19 protein-coding genes are annotated in these 16337 nt (G+C 71.9%); 11 read left to right on the forward strand and 8 right to left on the reverse strand.

Annotation, left to right across the window (positions count from 1 at the left end):
• Positions 1-39: 39 nt before the first annotated feature.
• The 4 genes from AC5L30_RS04420 to AC5L30_RS04435 form a co-directional block, all read right to left on the reverse strand.
• Complete coding sequence (locus AC5L30_RS04420; RefSeq protein WP_494865550.1) at positions 40-411, reverse strand: hypothetical protein; 372 nt, start codon at positions 409-411, stop codon at positions 40-42.
• 55 nt (positions 412-466) lie between these two features.
• The gene (locus tag AC5L30_RS04425; protein WP_238678688.1) at positions 467-718 is read right to left on the reverse strand and encodes a hypothetical protein; all 252 of its coding nucleotides are present in this window, start codon (positions 716-718) and stop codon (positions 467-469) included.
• An 81-nt stretch (positions 719-799) separates the two neighbouring features.
• Complete coding sequence (mscL, locus tag AC5L30_RS04430) at positions 800-1261, reverse strand: large conductance mechanosensitive channel protein MscL (RefSeq protein WP_494865552.1); 462 nt, start codon at positions 1259-1261, stop codon at positions 800-802.
• 39 nt (positions 1262-1300) lie between these two features.
• Positions 1301-1981, reverse strand: coding sequence for a FadR/GntR family transcriptional regulator (locus AC5L30_RS04435; RefSeq protein WP_494866073.1), 681 nt, complete (start codon positions 1979-1981; stop codon positions 1301-1303).
• Between the two features lie 86 nt (positions 1982-2067).
• On the opposite strand from AC5L30_RS04435, the gene AC5L30_RS04440 reads away from it, so the two are divergent.
• Positions 2068-3348, forward strand: coding sequence for an MFS transporter (locus AC5L30_RS04440; protein ID WP_494865554.1), 1281 nt, complete (start codon positions 2068-2070; stop codon positions 3346-3348).
• 13 nt (positions 3349-3361) lie between these two features.
• Here the strand turns inward: AC5L30_RS04440 and AC5L30_RS04445 are convergent, their stop codons facing one another.
• Positions 3362-3718 (reverse strand): STAS domain-containing protein, encoded by a 357-nt coding sequence (locus tag AC5L30_RS04445; protein WP_196920593.1) that lies wholly within the window; start codon positions 3716-3718, stop codon positions 3362-3364.
• 163 nt (positions 3719-3881) lie between these two features.
• On the opposite strand from AC5L30_RS04445, the gene AC5L30_RS04450 reads away from it, so the two are divergent.
• The 6 genes from AC5L30_RS04450 to AC5L30_RS04475 are packed head-to-tail and all read left to right on the forward strand — an operon-like array spanning position 3882 to position 9479.
• The gene (locus AC5L30_RS04450) at positions 3882-4742 is read left to right on the forward strand and encodes an STAS domain-containing protein (protein WP_494865555.1); all 861 of its coding nucleotides are present in this window, start codon (positions 3882-3884) and stop codon (positions 4740-4742) included.
• Positions 4742-5152, forward strand: a complete 411-nt coding sequence (locus AC5L30_RS04455) for an STAS domain-containing protein (protein WP_494865557.1) — start codon at positions 4742-4744, stop codon at positions 5150-5152. The genes AC5L30_RS04450 and AC5L30_RS04455 overlap by 1 nt, the downstream gene beginning before the upstream one ends.
• Positions 5149-5568, forward strand: a complete 420-nt coding sequence (locus AC5L30_RS04460; RefSeq protein WP_091395782.1) for an anti-sigma regulatory factor — start codon at positions 5149-5151, stop codon at positions 5566-5568. The genes AC5L30_RS04455 and AC5L30_RS04460 overlap by 4 nt, the downstream gene beginning before the upstream one ends.
• Entirely contained in the window at positions 5565-6578 is a 1014-nt protein-coding gene (locus tag AC5L30_RS04465; RefSeq protein ID WP_494866074.1) for a SpoIIE family protein phosphatase, read from the forward strand. Before AC5L30_RS04460 ends, AC5L30_RS04465 begins: the two co-directional genes overlap by 4 nt.
• The gene (locus AC5L30_RS04470; RefSeq protein WP_494865558.1) at positions 6575-7936 is read left to right on the forward strand and encodes a sensor histidine kinase; all 1362 of its coding nucleotides are present in this window, start codon (positions 6575-6577) and stop codon (positions 7934-7936) included. Before AC5L30_RS04465 ends, AC5L30_RS04470 begins: the two co-directional genes overlap by 4 nt.
• A gap of 13 nt (positions 7937-7949) precedes the next feature.
• Positions 7950-9479, forward strand: a complete 1530-nt coding sequence (locus AC5L30_RS04475) for a SpoIIE family protein phosphatase (RefSeq protein ID WP_494865560.1) — start codon at positions 7950-7952, stop codon at positions 9477-9479.
• Between the two features lie 22 nt (positions 9480-9501).
• Here AC5L30_RS04475 and AC5L30_RS04480 read toward each other — a convergent pair whose 3' ends face one another.
• Positions 9502-10329, reverse strand: a complete 828-nt coding sequence (locus AC5L30_RS04480; RefSeq protein WP_494865561.1) for a DUF6597 domain-containing transcriptional factor — start codon at positions 10327-10329, stop codon at positions 9502-9504.
• A 31-nt stretch (positions 10330-10360) separates the two neighbouring features.
• On the opposite strand from AC5L30_RS04480, the gene AC5L30_RS04485 reads away from it, so the two are divergent.
• The 4 genes from AC5L30_RS04485 (at position 10361) to AC5L30_RS04500 (ending at position 13880) form a co-directional block, all read left to right on the forward strand.
• The gene (locus AC5L30_RS04485) at positions 10361-10975 is read left to right on the forward strand and encodes a TIGR03086 family metal-binding protein (protein ID WP_494865562.1); all 615 of its coding nucleotides are present in this window, start codon (positions 10361-10363) and stop codon (positions 10973-10975) included.
• Positions 10976-11125: 150 nt separating this feature from the next.
• Complete coding sequence (locus tag AC5L30_RS04490) at positions 11126-11662, forward strand: PadR family transcriptional regulator (RefSeq protein ID WP_494865563.1); 537 nt, start codon at positions 11126-11128, stop codon at positions 11660-11662.
• The gene (locus AC5L30_RS04495; protein ID WP_494865564.1) at positions 11659-12360 is read left to right on the forward strand and encodes an ABC transporter ATP-binding protein; all 702 of its coding nucleotides are present in this window, start codon (positions 11659-11661) and stop codon (positions 12358-12360) included. The genes AC5L30_RS04490 and AC5L30_RS04495 overlap by 4 nt, the downstream gene beginning before the upstream one ends.
• Positions 12357-13880: an FtsX-like permease family protein gene (locus AC5L30_RS04500; RefSeq protein WP_494865565.1), complete on the forward strand. Its 1524-nt coding sequence runs from the start codon at positions 12357-12359 to the stop codon at positions 13878-13880. The genes AC5L30_RS04495 and AC5L30_RS04500 overlap by 4 nt, the downstream gene beginning before the upstream one ends.
• Before the next feature lie 10 nt (positions 13881-13890).
• On the opposite strand, the gene AC5L30_RS04505 is transcribed toward AC5L30_RS04500, so the two are convergent.
• Entirely contained in the window at positions 13891-14076 is a 186-nt protein-coding gene (locus tag AC5L30_RS04505; RefSeq protein ID WP_494865566.1) for a hypothetical protein, read from the reverse strand.
• Between the two features lie 157 nt (positions 14077-14233).
• Positions 14234-16330, reverse strand: a complete 2097-nt coding sequence (locus tag AC5L30_RS04510) for a S9 family peptidase (protein WP_494865567.1) — start codon at positions 16328-16330, stop codon at positions 14234-14236.
• Positions 16331-16337 lie beyond the last annotated feature (7 nt).

Raw genomic sequence — 16337 nt, forward strand, 5'->3', positions numbered from 1 at the left:
CCCGATTTCCTTGAACCCGAGTCGATCAGGGCGGTGCGGCTACTCCTCCGGCGGGAGCTCGGCCACCCCGACGGCCAGAAGGACCCGGCCGTCGGCCACCGACCCGATCCGGTCGGCCGGTACGTAGACCGCGCCGGTGCGGGTCAGCTCGGTCGAGACCTTCAGGTAGCCGCTGTGCAGCAGCCGCGCCGCCAGATCGGCCGGGACGTCCGGCTCCTCGACGGCGGTCGCCTCGATCAGCTCGTCCAGGCTGCTGCCCGGGTCGGCGGTCGGCGTCTGGACGGTCACCGCGTTCGGGTCGCCCCGCTGGACGAGGTCCACGGTGCCGACCTCGGTGCCGGCTGAGTCGATCACCGGCATCCCGGTGGTGATCCGCGAGATGGTCGCCTGCTGCTCGTCCTGCTGGTCCATCCCGCTGCGGTTCCCAGGGCGGCGCGCCGCTAAACGCCGTCGCCCGCCCGCCCACTCAGCCGTTCGGGAGGGTCCAACCGCCGGGCGGACGGGGGGACAGCTCCCGCCAGGTGTCCGGGCCGTCGAGCAGCGCCCGGACGGTGTCCTCGGCCTCGTCCGCACTGCCGTACTCGTAGAAACGGGAGATGCCCTCGGCGCCGCCGGCTCGCTGCTCGACGTGCCACCGGTCGGCGTCCACCCGCAGGAAGACGTCCCGTCGGGCCAGCCGCCCCCACTTCCCGTTCCACCAGTGCTTTCGCTGCTCCATGGCGGGACTCTATCGAACACACGTACGAGAAGGTGCGGCCCCTGCGGGAATCCCACAGGGGCCGATGTGCATCCGTTCGGGTCAGCGTTGCGTCGGCGGCTCGGGACGCCGGCCCAGCACGTCGTCCAGCGCCCCGCGCTGCTGGCCGGGGGTGGTGTGACCGGCGGAGACCAGGGCGTCCCGGATCTCGGTGAGCAGCTTGACCTCCTCGCTCGGCGCCGAGGGCGGCGGCTCCTCGCCCCGACGCCGCCGCTCGGCCAGCTTGTTCATCGGGAACACCACGAAGAAGTAGAGCACCGCCGCGGTGAGCAGGAAGGTGATCAGGGCGTTGATGAACCCCGCCCAGTCCATGTAGTTGCCCTTGGTGATCTCCCACCTCCCGGCCGACAGGCCAGTGCCCCCGCCGAGTGCCTTGATCAGTGGTTCGAGGAACGACTTGGTGAGTTGGGTGACCACGCCGGTGAACGCGGCACCAATCACGATGCCGACCGCCAGGTCGACGACGTTGCCGCGCATGATGAAGTCTTTGAAGCCCTTGAGCATTCGTACTCCCGAGGTGTCCGCTTTTCTGTCGGGCACAACCTATGCCCGTTCGGCGGGTTCCAGAAAAGCGCCGGCTTCGAGCGCCGCCCGGCCGGGATCGCCGGCCCGGATCGCCTCGACCAGCCGGGTGTGGTCGACGTAACGCTCGGGGGTGAGCGCCCCGCCCATGGCCTCGGCCACCGTGCTGCGCAGGGCGGTGCCGACGGAGGCGTACAGCTCGGCGAGCATGGCGTTGTGCGCGGCGGCGACCACCGCCGTGTGCAGTGCCGCGTCGGCCTCGACGAACGCGTCGACCCGGCCACCGTGCCAGGCGGCCTCGCGCTGGGCGAGCGCGCCGTCGAGCGCCGCCAGGTCCTCCGGGGTACGCCTCAGCGCGGCGAGCCGGGCGGCCTCCACCTCGAAGGCGCGGCGTACCTCGATGACCTCGGTCATCCGGTCGTCGCCGAGCCGGCGGGCGACCACCGGTGCCAGTTCGTCGGTGGACACCACGTAGGTGCCGGAGCCCTGCCGGCACTCGAGCACCCCGGCGTGCACCAGGGCGCGGACCGCCTCGCGGACCGTGTTGCGCCCGACGCCCAGCGCGGCGACCAGTTGTGGCTCGGTGGGGATGCGCCCGCCGACGGGCCATTCGCCGCCGAGGATCCGGGCGCGGAGTTGCTCGGTGGTCTGCCGGACCCGGTGGCCGCGAGGCGGCACGGCGGGCTGGCCGCGGGGCGGCACCGGTGGCGCGGAGGGGAATTCAACCGACGGTGGCACTGGTTACATCACCGGTCCCAAATTCATCCCATGATTGTAGGTTAAGGGTCATGACCCCGCCACCAACCGCCGCTCCGGCGCTGCCCGCCCCCGTCGCCGTCGACCCTCGCCCGACGCGGGGCCCCGGCACCGGCCGGCGGACGCACCCGGCGACCGGTGGCGCGCTGGTGCTGGTCGGGATGCTGCTGGTCGCGCTCAACCTGCGTGCCGTGGTGACCAGCCTCGGTGCGCTGCTCGACGAGGTCCGCGACGGGCTGGGCCTCTCCGGAGCCACCGCCGGTCTGGTCACCACCCTGCCGACCATCGCGTTCGCCGGCCTCGGCGCGCTCACCCCGTGGCTGGTCCGCCGGGTGGCGCCGGCCCGGGTGCTGGTGGTCGCCATGCTCGCCCTCGCCGTCGGCCAGGTGCTCCGGGTCGCCACCGACTCGGCCTGGATCTTCGTGCTCACCAGCGCGCTGGCGCTGTCCGGCATCGCGGTCGCCAACATCCTGCTGCCGATGCTCGTCAAGCAGCACTTCCCGCACCGCACCGGCCTGGTCACCGGGGCGTACACGATGGCGTTGACAGTGGGCACGACGGTGGCCGCCGCCTCGGCGGTGCCGATCGCGCACGCCTTCGGGTCGTGGCGGGCCGGGCTGGGCGTCTGGGCCGCGATGGCCGCGGTGGCCGTACTCCCGTGGGTGCCGCTGGCGCTGCGGACCCGTGGCGCGGCGCGGCGGGCGACCGCGACGGCGGCCGGCGCCATCCCGACGCGGGTCCGGCCGGCGCGGACCCGGCTCGGCTGGGCGATGGCCGTCTATTTCGGGGCGCAGTCGCTCAGTGGGTACGCGATCATGGGCTGGCTGGCCCAGCTGTTCCGCGACGCCGGTTTCCAGCCGGAGTCGGCCGGGCTGCTGCTCGCCGGGGTGACCGCGCTCGGCGTGCCGATCGCGCTGCTGATGCCCACCCTGGCCGGTCGGCTCGGCAGCCTGCGGCCGCTGGTGCTCGGGCTGACCACCGCGTCGGCGCTGGCCTACCTGGGGTTGGCGCTCGCACCGCACGGTGCCGCGCTGCTCTGGGTGGCCCTCCTGGCGATCGGCCAGGGCGCCTTCCCGATGATCCTGACCGCCATCGGCCTGCGCGCCCGCACCGCCGAGGGGACGGTCGCGCTCTCCGCGTTCGCGCAGAGCACCGGGTACGTGATCGCCGCCCTCGGCCCGCTGATGGTCGGCATCCTCTACGAGGCCACCGGCGGCTGGACCGCGCCGATCGGGTTCCTGCTGGGCGCCCTCGCCGTGCAGACGACGGCGGGCATGGCGATCGCTCGTCCCCGTTACGTCGAGGACGAGTGACGAGCCGGAGCGGTCAGGAGGAAGCCGGCGTGGATTCGCCGGCGACTGCCTCATCCACCGTCGGGTAGGTGTGCAGCACCTCGACCAGCCCGCTCACCTCGAGGATGCGCAGCACACCGCGCTGCGGGGCGGCCAGCCGGACCACGCCACCAGCCTCGTCGCAGCTGTTCTTGGCGCGGACGAAGACCGACAGACCGGTCGAGTCGCAGAACGAGACGTCCGCCAGGTCGAACACCAGCCGGTTGCGGCCCTTGTCGAGCAGGTCGGTGATCTGATCCTGCAACTGCGGTGCAGTGGCCATGTCCAGCTCGCCCGCGACCGACACGACGACCACGTCGCCGCGTTGTTCCGTGTGCACCGTCAACGACATTCGCCAGACCTCCTGTTATCGGGGGAACGGTATCCCACGACCACGGCCGGAGGTAGAACGGGAGCCGTGATCCGGTGGCCATCGTCATTCCGTTGCTACGGGGCAAGTAGTTGATCAGACCCCGGTGATAGAGTCCGCCCGGTCCAGGTCAAGGGGGTTCGAAATGGCGTTGAGCACCGAAGAAAGTGGTCGGCTCGCCGCGCTGCTCAGCGGGCAGGACGAACGGGTCACGACTCGGTGGACCGAGATCGTCACCAGTTCGTTGCGAGGCCGGCTGAGCCAGGCGGAACTGCGCCGACAGGTCCAGGACCTGCACCGCGCCATCGTCGCCACCAGCGAGCAGGGCACCATCGACCTGTCCGCCGACAGCGCGGCCGAGCTGCGCGCCGCGCTCTCCGAGCTGTCTCGTGGTCGGGCCCGGCAGGGCTTCTCCGCCACCGAGACCACGATCAGCATCTTCGCGCTGAAGGACGTGCTGGCGGAGCTGGTGCAGGAGACCGGCGGCCCGAGCGCGCTGCCGGACTACGTCGCCTTTTCCAAGCTGGTCGACGAGATGGGTCTGTTCACCTTCGAGAGCTTCGTCCGCACCCGGGAGAGCCTGATCGCCGACCAGGCCGAGCAGCTGCTCGAGCTCTCCACGCCCGTGGTCAAGCTCTGGGAGGGCGTCGTCGCCGTGCCGCTGGTCGGCACCCTCGACTCGGCCCGGGCCCAGGTCGTCATGGAACGGCTGCTGCAAACCCTGGTCGACACCAGCTCGCCGTACGCGATCATCGACATCACCGGCGTACCGGCGGTGGACACCCAGGTCGCCCAGCACATCCTGAAGACCGTGGTGGCCGCCCGGCTGATGGGCGCCGACTGCATCATCTCCGGCATCCGTCCGCAGATCGCGCAGACCATCGTGGCGCTCGGCATCGAGTTCGGGGACATCGCCACCAAGGCGAGCCTCGCCGACGCGCTGCGCCACGTGCTGCGGCTCAACGGGGTGGAGACCGCCCGTCGCCAGCCGCGCCGGGACGCCTGATGGAGAGGGTGCCGATCCTCAAGATCGGTGACATCCTGCTCGTCTCCATCCAGCTCGACATGTCCGACCAGACGGCGGTCCAGCTTCAGGAGGACCTGGCCGAGCGGATCGTCGCCACCGGCTGCCACGGCGTCATCATCGACATCGCCGCGCTGGACATCGTCGACTCCTTCGTCGGACGGATGCTCTCCACCATCGCTTCGATCTCCAAGGTGCTCGACGCGGAAACGGTGGTGGTCGGGATGCGTCCCGCCGTCGCCATCACCCTTGTCGAACTCGGGCTGTCGCTGAACGGCATCCGTACCGCACTGAACGTCGAGCGCGGCATGGAACTGATCGCGGCGGCCCACGCCGACGAGCTCGACTACCAGCTCGACGACGATCCGGACGCCGAGACGGCCACGCCGTGACCGCGGGCATCGACCTGGGCCAGCCACAGGCGCAGTCGGTCCGGAGCGATGAGGACGTGGTGCGCGTCCGGCAGCTGGTCCGCGCCGTGGCGGTGGCCAGCAAGCTGTCTCTGGTCGACCAGACCAAGGTGGTCACCGCGGCGAGCGAGTTGGCCCGCAACACCCTGGTGTACGGCGGCGGCGGTTCGGTCGAGGTGACGGTCGTGGACAACGGCCGACGCAAGGGCGTGCAGATCGTGTTCGCCGACTCCGGCCCGGGCATCGCCGACCTCGACCTGGCCATGACCGACGGCTACACCAGCGGCGGCGGCCTCGGCCTCGGCCTCAGTGGGTCGCGCCGCCTGGTCGACGAGTTCCAGATCGAGACGTCAGCGGAGACCGGCACGCGGATCACGGTCACCAAGTGGTCCAGGTGAACGCCGACGCGGTCACCGACAGTGGCATCTGGTTCCGGGTGGAGGCCAGCAGCGCAGCGAGCGCCGTCCGGCGTGCCGCCGAACGCCTCGGCGCACAGGTGGAGATGGGTGCGGCGCGCATCGCCGACCTCGCCATCGTCGCGGCCGAGCTGACCAGCAACCTGGTCAAGCATGCCGACGACGGTGTGCTGCTGCTCCGGCCGGTACGCCGCGCCGGGCAGGCCGGTGTGGAGCTGGTGGCCATCGACTCCGGGCCCGGCATGGCCGACCTGACCGTCTCGTCCCAGGACGGGCACTCCACCACGGGCACGCTCGGCATCGGCCTGGGCGCCATCGTCCGGCAGGCCAGCTGGTTCGACGGATACTCGCTGCCCGGCCGGGGCACCGTCCTCGCCGTGCAGGTCTGGCCGGTCGAGGCGGCACGGCCGTCCTGGGCCGGTGCTCTCACCCGACCGCTGACCGGCGAGACGATCAGCGGCGACGGCTACGCCGTGCGGGTCGTCGACGGGCGGCACCAGGTGCTGGTGAGCGACGGGTTGGGGCACGGCCCGCTGGCCGGCGCCGCCACCGAGGCGGCCCTGGCCGCGTTCCGTGACGCCCCGGCCAGCTCACCGGCGGTGGTGGTCGGTCACCTGCACCGGAGCATGTCGCACACCCGGGGCGCCGCGCTGGCCGTCGGAGAGCTGATGCCGGAGGCTGGCGTGCTGCACTACGCCGGCCTGGGCAACATCGCCGGCGTGGTCGTCGAGGGTGACGGCCGCCGTCGGGGGCTGGTGTCGCTGCCCGGCATCGCCGGCCACCAACGACCGACGATCCGGGAGTACGACTACCCGTTCGGTCCCGGTGCCCGGCTGGTGATGCACAGCGACGGGGTGGTCGACCGGTGGCGGATGGCCGACTACCCGGGCCTGGCGGAGCGATCCCCGTTGGTCATGGCGGCGACCCTGCTCCGTGACGCCGGTGTGCGACGCGACGACGCCTGCGTACTGGTTGCGAGGTCGTGGGCATGATCGGGGAGTCGGCCGCGCTGCCGCTGCTGCAGATGGCGCTGCGAGTCGAACAGGACATCTTCGTGATCCGTCAGCGGGGGCGCGAAGTGGCCGCGGTGGTCGGCCTGGAACACCAGGATCAGGTGCGGATCGCCACCGCGCTCAGCGAGGTCGCCCGGGACCTACTGCGAACGGTCGGCGGCGCCGACGTCTCCTTCCACGTCGACGGGGGTGCCGACGGCCGGTTCCACCTGCGCGCCGACCTGGCCCCGGTGTCCCCGCTCCCGGACGGCCGCTACCAACCGCAGTCCGGCGCGGTGTCCCGACTGGTTGACACACTGAGCGTGTCGACCGTTCAGGGGGTTACGGTCGTAAGGATGTCCCGACGAGTCCCGGCCAACGCGCCGACGCCGACCCCGGAGCGGCTCGCCGAGTTCCGTACCGAACTCGGCCGCACCGCGCCGGGCAGCGCGCTGGACGAGCTGACCGTGCAGAACGGGCAGCTCATCGCCGCACTCGACGAGGTGCGCAGTCAGCGCGACGAGCTGGCCGTGCTGAACGAGGAGCTCGCCGAGACCAACCGCGGCGTGCTGGCGCTCTACAACCAGCTCACCGAGGAGCTGGAGGAGACCAATCGCGGCGTCGTCGCCCTCTACGCCGAGCTGGACGAGAAGTCGGCCCAGCTCCGCGCGGCGAGTGAGTCGAAGAGCCGGTTCCTGGCCAACGTGAGCCACGAGCTGCGCGCCCCGGTCACCGCGATCATCGGCCTGGGGCGGCTGCTCACCGACTCCGCCTCCGACCCGCTCACCGACGAACAGGGCCGCCAGGTCGACCTGATCCGCTCGTCGGCGGCAGACCTGCTCAACCTGGTCAACGAACTGCTGGATCTGGCCAAGGCGGAATCCGGCCGGATCGAGCCGGACCTGACCGAGGTCGACCTGCGCCCGGTCTTCGGTCAACTGCGCGGCACCCTGCGCGCGCTGGCCACCCGCCCGGGGGTAAAGCTGGTCGTGGAGGAGCCGAGCGGGCCGGCCCTGCTGCGCACCGACGAGGTGCTGCTCGGCCAGGTGCTGCGCAACCTGCTGCACAACGGGTTGAAGTTCACCGAGCGTGGCGAGGTGCGACTGCGGGCCACCCCACACGGCGACCGCTGGCAGTTCGAGATCAGCGACACCGGGCCGGGCATCGCTCCCGAACTGCACGACCGGATCTTCGAGGAGTTCTACCAGGTGCCCGGAGCCACCCGGGTCGGCGGCACCGGTCTCGGTCTGCCGTACGCCCGGCGGTTGGTGACGCTGCTCGGCGGGACGCTGGAGCTGACCAGCGCGCCGGGCGAAGGCAGCACATTCACCGTCTCCCTGCCCACCGGCGGGGCGTGACGGCGTGGACGGCATGCCGACAACCATCCTGGTGGTCGACGACAGTCGTACCAAGCGTTACCTGCTGGTCAGCTGGCTGACTCGGGCCGGGTTCACCGTGCTGGAGGCCGAGAACGGCGCCGAGGCGTTGGCTCGGGTCGAGGTGGACCGGATCGACCTGGTGGTCCTCGACGTCCGGCTGCCCGACCTGAGCGGCTACGAGGTCTGCGAACAGATCAAGGCGCGGCATCCGGCGATGCCGGTCATCCACGTGTCGGCGCACGCCGTGGACGTGGCCGACCGTGCCCAGGGGCTGACCCGGGGCGCGGACGCGTACCTGACCGAGCCGATCGAGCCCGAGGAGCTGATCGCCACCACCCGGGCGGTGCTGCGCTACTACCAGGCTCGGCAGCGCGCCGAACTGCTCGCCGAGCGGCTGCTCGGGTTGGCCGACACGACCGTGGCCGTGCACGCCGCGCCGACCTTCGCGCGCCTGTTGGAGGCCGCCGCCGAGGGGGCCGCCCAGATCTTCAAGAGCCCGGCGACGGTGATCGCCGAAACCTTCGACGGTGACTGTCTCGCGGGCGTCTGCGCCGGTCCCGGCGCGGCGGCCGCCGTGGTGCCGTGGGTCGTCGACGACACCGGGGTGCCGACCGGTGCCACCGTCCGGGTGGAGGCCCCGGCGAACTGGGCGCTCGTCGACTGGCCGGTGGACGACACGGTGACCGTTGCCGCCGCCCGGCTGCGCGAGGACCGGGCCCCGCTGTACGTGGTGGTACCGACCGCCACCCAGACCGCGCGGACCCCGGTGCTCAAGCAGTTGGCTCAGGCGGTGGCGGCGGCCGTGGAGGCGCAACGCTCGTTCGACGAGGAGCACCGGATCGCGGTCACCCTCCAACGCAGCCTGCTCCCGCGTGGGCTGCCCACCGTGGCCGGTCTGGATCTCGCGGTGCGCTACGAGCCGGCCAGCGCGCAGACCGAGGTGGGCGGCGACTTCTACGAGCTGGTGATGCTCGACGGGCACCTGCTGCTGGCGATCGGGGACGTCGCCGGCCACTCGTTGCACGCGGCGACGGTGATGGCCGAGCTGCGGCACGCGGTGCGGGCGTACGCGGTCGAGGGCCACCAGCCCGGCGAGATTCTGCACCGGGTCAACGAGCTGATGCGGACCCTGCTGCCGAACGAGGTGGCGACGCTCTGCGTACTGCTGCTGCACCCGCCGACCGGACGGGTCCAGCTGGCCAGCGCCGGGCACCTCCCGCCGCTGTTGATCATGGATGGCAAGGTCGAGTTCGTGCAGCACTCCGCGCCGCTGCTCGGCATCCGCGCCCCGCGCCCGGCCGACCTGGAGTTCGTGGTGCCGACCGGAGCCACGCTGGTCTTCTACACCGACGGGCTGATCGAGCGGCGGGACGCCACCATCGACGAGGGACTGGCCGCGCTGGCCGCGGTCGCCGCGACGGTCGACGGTGACCTGGACCAGTTCTGCGCCCGACTGCTGGTGGAACTGGCCCCACCGGAGATCCAGGACGACGTCGCCGTGGTCGTCCTGCGCCGCCGCTGATCCGTCAACTCTCTCGGCTTCCTCAGCGCACCGAGCGGGCGTACGCGGCGGGGGACACCCCGGCCACGGCGGTGAAGTCGCGGACCAGGTGGGCCTGGTCGCTGTAGCCAAGGTCGGCGGCGAGATCGGCCCAGCTCAGTGGGCCACCGGCGGCCTGTTCGACCGCCTCCTGGAGCCGGTAGCGGCGGATCACCCACTTCGGCCCGACCCCCACGTACTCCAGGAAGAGCCGCTGCAACCGGCGGACCGGAACGTCGTGCCGCGCGGCGAAGTCGGCGACGCGCAGCACCGTCCGGTCGGTACGGATCGCCTCGGCCAGCCGGACCGCCTCCTCGGCCATCGGGTCCGGCGCCGGCTGCCAGGCGGTGAGGATGGTGTCCAGCGCCCGGCAGCGCTCGTCGTCGCTGGTCGCCGACGTGGATGGTCCCGGGGACCTGCCCGCGCTCACCGGGACGTCCGGGCGGGTCAGCCGACCGGCGGGCAGCGGCACCCGACGGCCGGTCAGCTCACTGACCGGGCGGCCCCAGAACGGGTGGAACCCGCCGGGACGGAACTGCACCCCGGACACCCGGCCGGTGCCGCTGAGCGTGATCCGGAACAGGTCGCGGCCCACCCCGGCCACCTCGCCGGACTCGGGCCCGTCGTCGTCCCGGCGGAACACCACGTTCACCGCCGGGTGCGGCACGACCCGCTGCTCGAACGGCGTGCTCAACACCCAGTCGATCAACCAGTAGTGCTCGACCCACGGGCGCAGCGACTCCGCCGGCAGGTGGCGACGGAAGCGCACCTCGCGCAGCAGGCGCCCGGGGTCGAGAATTCCCCGGCTGTCACCTCGCGGTCGCTGTCGCATTTGTTCAAGACCACCCTCATACGCTGGCCCTATGTCCACTCAGACTAGCGATCTGCTGGCGGCCGCCGCGCCGCGAACCGTCGAGGTGGTGCGGGGTATCTCCGACGACCAACTGGACCTGCCCACACCGTGCAGCGACTACCTGGTCCGTGACCTGCTCAATCATCTCTTCCAGGTGGTAATCAACTTTCAGGACCTGGCCCAGAAGCGACAGGTGGAGTGGGCCGAGAAGCCCGACCACCTGGGCGACGGCTGGCGGGACCGCTTCGAGGTGGAGACCGGCCGTTTGGTCGACGCCTGGTCGGACCCGTCCAGCGTGGAGGGCATGTCACCGCGTATGCCCATGCCGCAGACCGCCATCGGCGGTATGGCCCTGCTGGACCTGACCGTGCACGGCTGGGACCTCGCGGTCGCCACCGGGCAGCCGTACCACCCGGCCCCGGAGGCGGTGGCCGAGCTGCACCCGCTGGTGGAGCAATTGGGCCCCACCGCCCGCAAAATGGGCGTCTTCGCCGACCCGCTACCCACCCCAACCCCCACCCCAACCCCCGACCCAACCCCCGACCCAACCCCCGACCCAACCCCCGACCTGGCCCACCTCCTGACCCAAACCGGCCGCACCCCCACCTGGCCCCAAACCCCCTAACCCACCCCCTCCCACCCCCCCGCCCCGCCCTCGGTGATCAAGAGGTTTGAGTCAAGTTTCGGCGTGCTGGTGACGCAAACCTCTTGATCAACCGTGTGGGGCTCGGGTGGGTTGTTGACTTGGGTATTCGCTGGGTGAATAGTGGGCGGGGTGTCTACGCCGCATGTTCTGCTCGGGTTGCTCGCTGGGGGCAGCCGGCACGGGTATGAGCTGAAGCGTGCGCACGACGAGCGGCTGCCACGGGCTCGGCCGCTGGCCTTCGGGCAGGTCTACGCCACTCTCGGCCGCCTGGAACGCGACGGGCTGGTGGCGGCGGCCGGGCAGGACCGGGTGGCCGGGCCCGATCGCACGGCCTACGCGCTGACCGACCAGGGGCGGGACACGCTGGACCAGTGGCTGTCCACGGTGGAACCACCCATGCCGTACGTGGCCAGCACGCTCTTCGCCAAGGTCGTGGTGGCGCTGCTGGTCGCCGACGTCGATCGGGCCCGGTCGTACCTGATCGCCCAGCGGGCCGCGCACACCACTCGGCTGCGTGAGCTGACCGCAGTCAAGGCCGACCCGGTCGCCACCCTCAGCGATGTGGTCGCGGCGGATTTCGCGATCGCCCACCTCGACGCGGATCTGCGGTGGCTGCACGCCACCCTGGGCCGGGTCGCCGACTGGCACCGGGAGGTGCATCCGTGACGCAACTCCAGGCTCGCGGCGTGGTTCGGGCGTACGGCCCGACGCCCGCGCTGCGCGGCGTGACGCTCGACGTGGCCGAGGGCGAGATCGTCGCCGTCACCGGGCCGAGTGGCTGCGGCAAGTCGACCCTGCTGCACTGCCTGGCCGGGATCCTCCGGCCGGACGCCGGCGAGGTCAGCTGGCGTGGGCACCGCATCGACACCTGGTCGGAGGCGGCCCGGTCCCGGCTGCGGCGCACCGAGTTCGGGGTGCTGTTCCAGTTCGGTCAACTGGTGGCCGAGCTGACCGCCGCCGAGAACGTCGCCCTGCCCCTGCTCCTCGCCGGCACGGGGCGGCGAGAGGCGCGGACGGCGGCGCTTACCTGGCTGGAACGGTTCGGGGTGGCCGAGCTGGCCGACGTCCGGCCGGGTGAGATGTCCGGGGGTCAGCAGCAGCGCTGCGCCACCGCGCGGGCACTGGTGACCGAACCTCGGGTGCTCTTCGCCGACGAGCCGACCGGCGCGCTGGACACACTCACCGGCGAGCAGGTCCTCACCCAACTGGTCCGGCTCGCCCGTGAGCAGCGCACCGCCGTCGTGCTGGTCACCCACGAGCCGCGGATCGCCGCGTACGCCGATCGGGAGATCGTGCTGCGTGACGGCCTGGTGGACCACACCGGCCTGGGGCTCGACGTGCCGCTGGCCGGTGGTGCCCGGTGAGACCGACGACGCTGGTCCGCCTCGCGCTCGCCGGCACCCGCACCGACACCGCCCGGGTGGTGCTCACCGCGCTCAGCGCCCTGCTGGCGACCCTGGCCGGGCTCGCGGCACTCACCGTGTTGGCCATCGAGAAACCTGCCGGTGACGCCTGGGCGCAGTCCGAGCAGTACCGCAACGCGTTGCTGCGGGAGCCCGGTTTGCGCGGTGGAACCGCGTTCGCGCTGCTGATGCTGATGGTCCCGGTGCTGGCGCTGGCCGGTCAGTGCGCCCGGCTCGGCGCGCCGGCACGGGACCGCCGGTTGGCCGCGCTCCGGTTGGCCGGCGCCACGCCCGGGCAGGTCACCCGGCTGGTGGTGCTGGAGACCGGCGTGGCCGCTCTGCTCGGCACGCTCGTCGGGCTTGGTGTCTACCTGGTCGGCCGCGACCTGCTGCATCGGCCGGACGCGCGAGGTCAACTGGCCCTGCCCACCGATGTGCTGCCGTTGGCCGGCGCGTTGGCCGGCGTGGTGCTCGGTCTGCCGGTCGTGGCGGCGCTGGCCACCGCCCTGATGCTGCGGACGGTCACCACCGGCCCGCTCGGGGTGAGCCGCAGGGCCGCCCGCGAGCGTGGTCCAGGCCCGTGGGCCGGGCTCCTGATCGGGTTCGGCGTGGCCTCGTTCGCGGTGATCCGCCCGGTGGTCTACCGGTTCGCCGACGACGAGGAGGTGGTGGCCTGGCTGGTGCCGCTGCTGTTCGCGGCGGGTGCGTTCGCGGCGATGATCGGGGTGGTGATCGGCACCGGCTGGATCTCGTACCACTGCGGGCGGTTGTTGCGCCGGCACGCCCGCCGTGCCCCGGCCCTGCTCGCGGCGGGCCGGTTGATGGCCGACCCGTGGGCGGGCAGTCGCACCTTTGCGGCGCTGCTCGCCGCCCTGATCCTGGGTGGGGGCGCGGCCGCCCAGCGCGCCTACTTCGCCACCAAGGACCAGATCGAGCGGGAGCAGAGCCGGCTCGCCGGGGTGGACGGTGGCGACAACCCCTTCTATCTGTCGACCATGGATCTTGTAGACGGCGCGATCGCCGTGGCCATCCTGATCGCGACGGGCGGGTTGATCGTCGCGCTGGTCGAGGGGATCGTCGCTCGTCGACGCGCCTACGCCGCGTTGGTCGCCACCGGGGTGCCCCGCGCCACGCTGAGCCGTTCGGTGGCCTGGCAGGCGTTGGCGCCGGCCGTGCCGGCGATCCTGCTCGCGCTCACCGTGGGCACGCTGCTCGGCCGAGGGCTCGTGGCGGAGGTGTCAGCGGGCGGCGGGTCGACGTTGGTCTGCGACGCCACGGCGGCGCTCTGTGGCGACCCTGCCACCCGAGAGCAGTACTCCCGAATCGTGTACTTCCCTGAGGTGCAGCGAGCCGTCCCCGTACCTCTGGAGCACCTGGCATGGCTCGGCGCGGGCGCGTTGGTCGCGGTGCTGGTGACGGTCGGTGTCGGCCTGCTCTTCCTGCGTGCCAGCACCGCCCTGGACGAGCTGCGCACGACCTGAACCGGCCAGGTCAGGCGGTGAGCAGGCCGGAGGAGAGCGCGATCAGCGTGCCGACCACAGCGGAGCAACAGCAGACCAGCAGGCCGGCGACGATAGCGAGGATCAGCCAGACCCGGCGATCCCGCGCCACCGCCGCGACGCTCGGTCGGCGGACCTCCTCGGCGGCCCCGCCGTCACCACCCGTAGCCCCGGTCACCTCGGAAGTCTAGGCTGCGACATCCGCCGCGACCGGAAAGGCCAGGCCGCGCATCCGCGACATGACCATGATCGCGCCCGATCATGGAAGTAGTGGCTTCCCCAAACCGCCGAGGGGGCTACTCCCACCATCGAGCGCGATCATGTCGACCCGACGGTCAGGCGCGGCCGAGGCGGTCCAGGATCCAGGCGTTGATGAACGCCTCCTCGCGCCAGGAGTCGTAGCGACCGCTCGGGCCGCCGTGCCCGGCGCCCATCTCGGTCTTCAGCAGGTAGTCGCCGTCCGGGGCGACCGCGCGCAGCCGGGCGATCCACTTCGCCGGCTCCGAGTAGAGCACCCGCGTGTCGTTGAGGCTGGTCACCGCGAGGATCGCGGGGTAGTCCACGGCGGCCACGTTCTCGTACGGCGTGTAGGACTTCATGTACGCGTACACCTCGGGGTCGTCGAGGGGGTTGCCCCACTCCTCCCACTCGGTGACGGTCAGCGGCAGCGACGGGTCGAGGATCGAGGTGAGCGCGTCCACGAACGGCACCTGCGCCACGATCCCGGTGAACGCGTCCGGCGCGAGGTTGGCCACCGCGCCCATCAGCAGGCCGCCGGCCGAGGCGCCCCGGGCGACCAGCCGGTCGCTGGCCGTCCAGCCGGCCTTGACGAGGTGCCGGGCGCACGCCACGAAATCGGTGAAGGTGTTCTTCTTGGCCAGCAGCTTGCCCTGGTCGTACCACCGTCGGCCCAGCTCACCGCCGCCCCGGATGTGTGCCACCGCGAAGACCACGCCCCGGTCCAACAGGGACAGTCGGGCCACCGAGAACCACGGGTCCATGCTGGCCTCGTACGAGCCGTAGCCGTACAGCTCGCAGGGCGCCGAGCCGTCCCGGGGGGTGCCGACGCGGCAGACCAGCGAGATCGGCACCCGGGTGCCATCGTCGGCGAGCGCCCAGTCGCGGTGCTGCTCGTACTCGGCCGGGTCGTAGGGTCGCCCGTCCGGCCCGGGCAGCACCGGCTTCTGCTTGAGCAGCACCATCTGCCGGGTGACCAGGTCGTAGTCGTACACCGAGTCGGGGGTGATCAGCGAGGAGTAGCGCAGCCGGACCTGGCCGGTGCGGTACTCCGGGTTGGCGTCCAACCCGACGCTGTACAGCGGCTCGGGGAAGTCGATGTCGTACCCGTCGTCACTGCCCACCGGCAGCACCCGCAGCCCGGTGAGCCCATCGGTACGCAGTGACACCACCAGGTGGTTGGCGAAGGCGTCGACGGCCTCCAGCCGGGTGCCGGGGGTGTGCTCGATCAGCGGCACCCAGTCGCCCGGTACGTCGGCCGAGGTGAACGCCAACGCGAAGTCCTCCGCGCCGTCGTTGTGCAGGATCAGGAAACGGTGGCCGTGGTGCTCCACCGTGTATTCGACGCCCTGTCGGCGGGGGGCGATCACGGCCGGTGCGCCGGTCGGGTTGCCGGCGGGGATCACCAGCACCTCGCTGGTCACCTTGCTGTGCACGTCGATGAGGATGAACTTCTCCGACCGGGTCAGTCCCACCCCCACCCAGAACCGCTCGTCGTCCTCCTGGTGGACGACCACGTCGTCGGTGGCGGCGGAGCCGACGGTGTGCCGCCAGACCCGGTTCGGCCGCCAGGCGTCGTCGACAGTCACGTAGAACAGCACCGAGGCGTCGGCCGACCAGGCGGTGCCGTAGAACGTGTCCGGCACCTCGTCCGGCAGCAGCTCGCCGGTGGTCAGGTCCTTCACCCGCAGGGTGAACCGCTCGTCACCGGAGAAGTCGGTGGAGTAGGCCAGCCAGCGACCGTCCGGACTGACGTCGAACGCGCCGAGCGAGAAGAAGTCGTGCCCCTCGGCCAGCAGGTTGCCGTCGAGCAGCACCTCCTCGCCGTCGAGCGGGGCGCCGTCCGCGCTGACCGGTGGGTCGGTCTCACCGTCGCGGACCGCCCGGCGGCACTGCACTCCGTACTGCTGCCCCTCGACCGTCCGGGTGTAGTACCAGTGCCCGCCCTTGCGGGTCGGCACGGACAGGTCGGTCTCCTGGGTGCGTCGGCGAGTCTCCTCGAACAGGTCGGCGCGCAGGTCGGCCAGGTGTGCCGTCCGCGCGTCGGTGTACTCGTTCTCGGCGGTCAGGTAGGCGATCGTCTCCGGGTCGTCCTTGGCGGCGAGCCAGGCGTACTCGTCGACGACGGTGTCGCCGTGGTGGGTGCGCTCGCTGGGCACCCGCTTCGCCGCGGGCGGGGCAGTCTCGGTGGTCACGGCGGCC

The organism is Micromonospora sp. BQ32, assembly GCF_059358895.1.

Bases quoted from the DNA above. Each gene is read 5' to 3' on its own strand.
- AC5L30_RS04475 (WP_494865560.1), top strand. From the start codon at position 7,950: ATGCCGACAACCATCCTGGTGGTCGACGACAGTCGTACCAAGCGTTAC.
- AC5L30_RS04440 (WP_494865554.1), top strand. From the start codon at position 2,068: ATGACCCCGCCACCAACCGCCGCTCCGGCGCTGCCCGCCCCCGTCGCC.
- mscL (WP_494865552.1), bottom strand. From the start codon at position 1,261: ATGCTCAAGGGCTTCAAAGACTTCATCATGCGCGGCAACGTCGTCGAC.
- AC5L30_RS04480 (WP_494865561.1), bottom strand. From the start codon at position 10,329: ATGCGACAGCGACCGCGAGGTGACAGCCGGGGAATTCTCGACCCCGGG.
- AC5L30_RS04450 (WP_494865555.1), top strand. From the start codon at position 3,882: ATGGCGTTGAGCACCGAAGAAAGTGGTCGGCTCGCCGCGCTGCTCAGC.
- AC5L30_RS04485 (WP_494865562.1), top strand. From the start codon at position 10,361: ATGTCCACTCAGACTAGCGATCTGCTGGCGGCCGCCGCGCCGCGAACC.
- AC5L30_RS04425 (WP_238678688.1), bottom strand. From the start codon at position 718: ATGGAGCAGCGAAAGCACTGGTGGAACGGGAAGTGGGGGCGGCTGGCC.
- AC5L30_RS04455 (WP_494865557.1), top strand. From the start codon at position 4,742: ATGGAGAGGGTGCCGATCCTCAAGATCGGTGACATCCTGCTCGTCTCC.
- AC5L30_RS04445 (WP_196920593.1), bottom strand. From the start codon at position 3,718: ATGTCGTTGACGGTGCACACGGAACAACGCGGCGACGTGGTCGTCGTG.
- AC5L30_RS04420 (WP_494865550.1), bottom strand. From the start codon at position 411: ATGGACCAGCAGGACGAGCAGCAGGCGACCATCTCGCGGATCACCACC.
- AC5L30_RS04470 (WP_494865558.1), top strand. From the start codon at position 6,575: ATGATCGGGGAGTCGGCCGCGCTGCCGCTGCTGCAGATGGCGCTGCGA.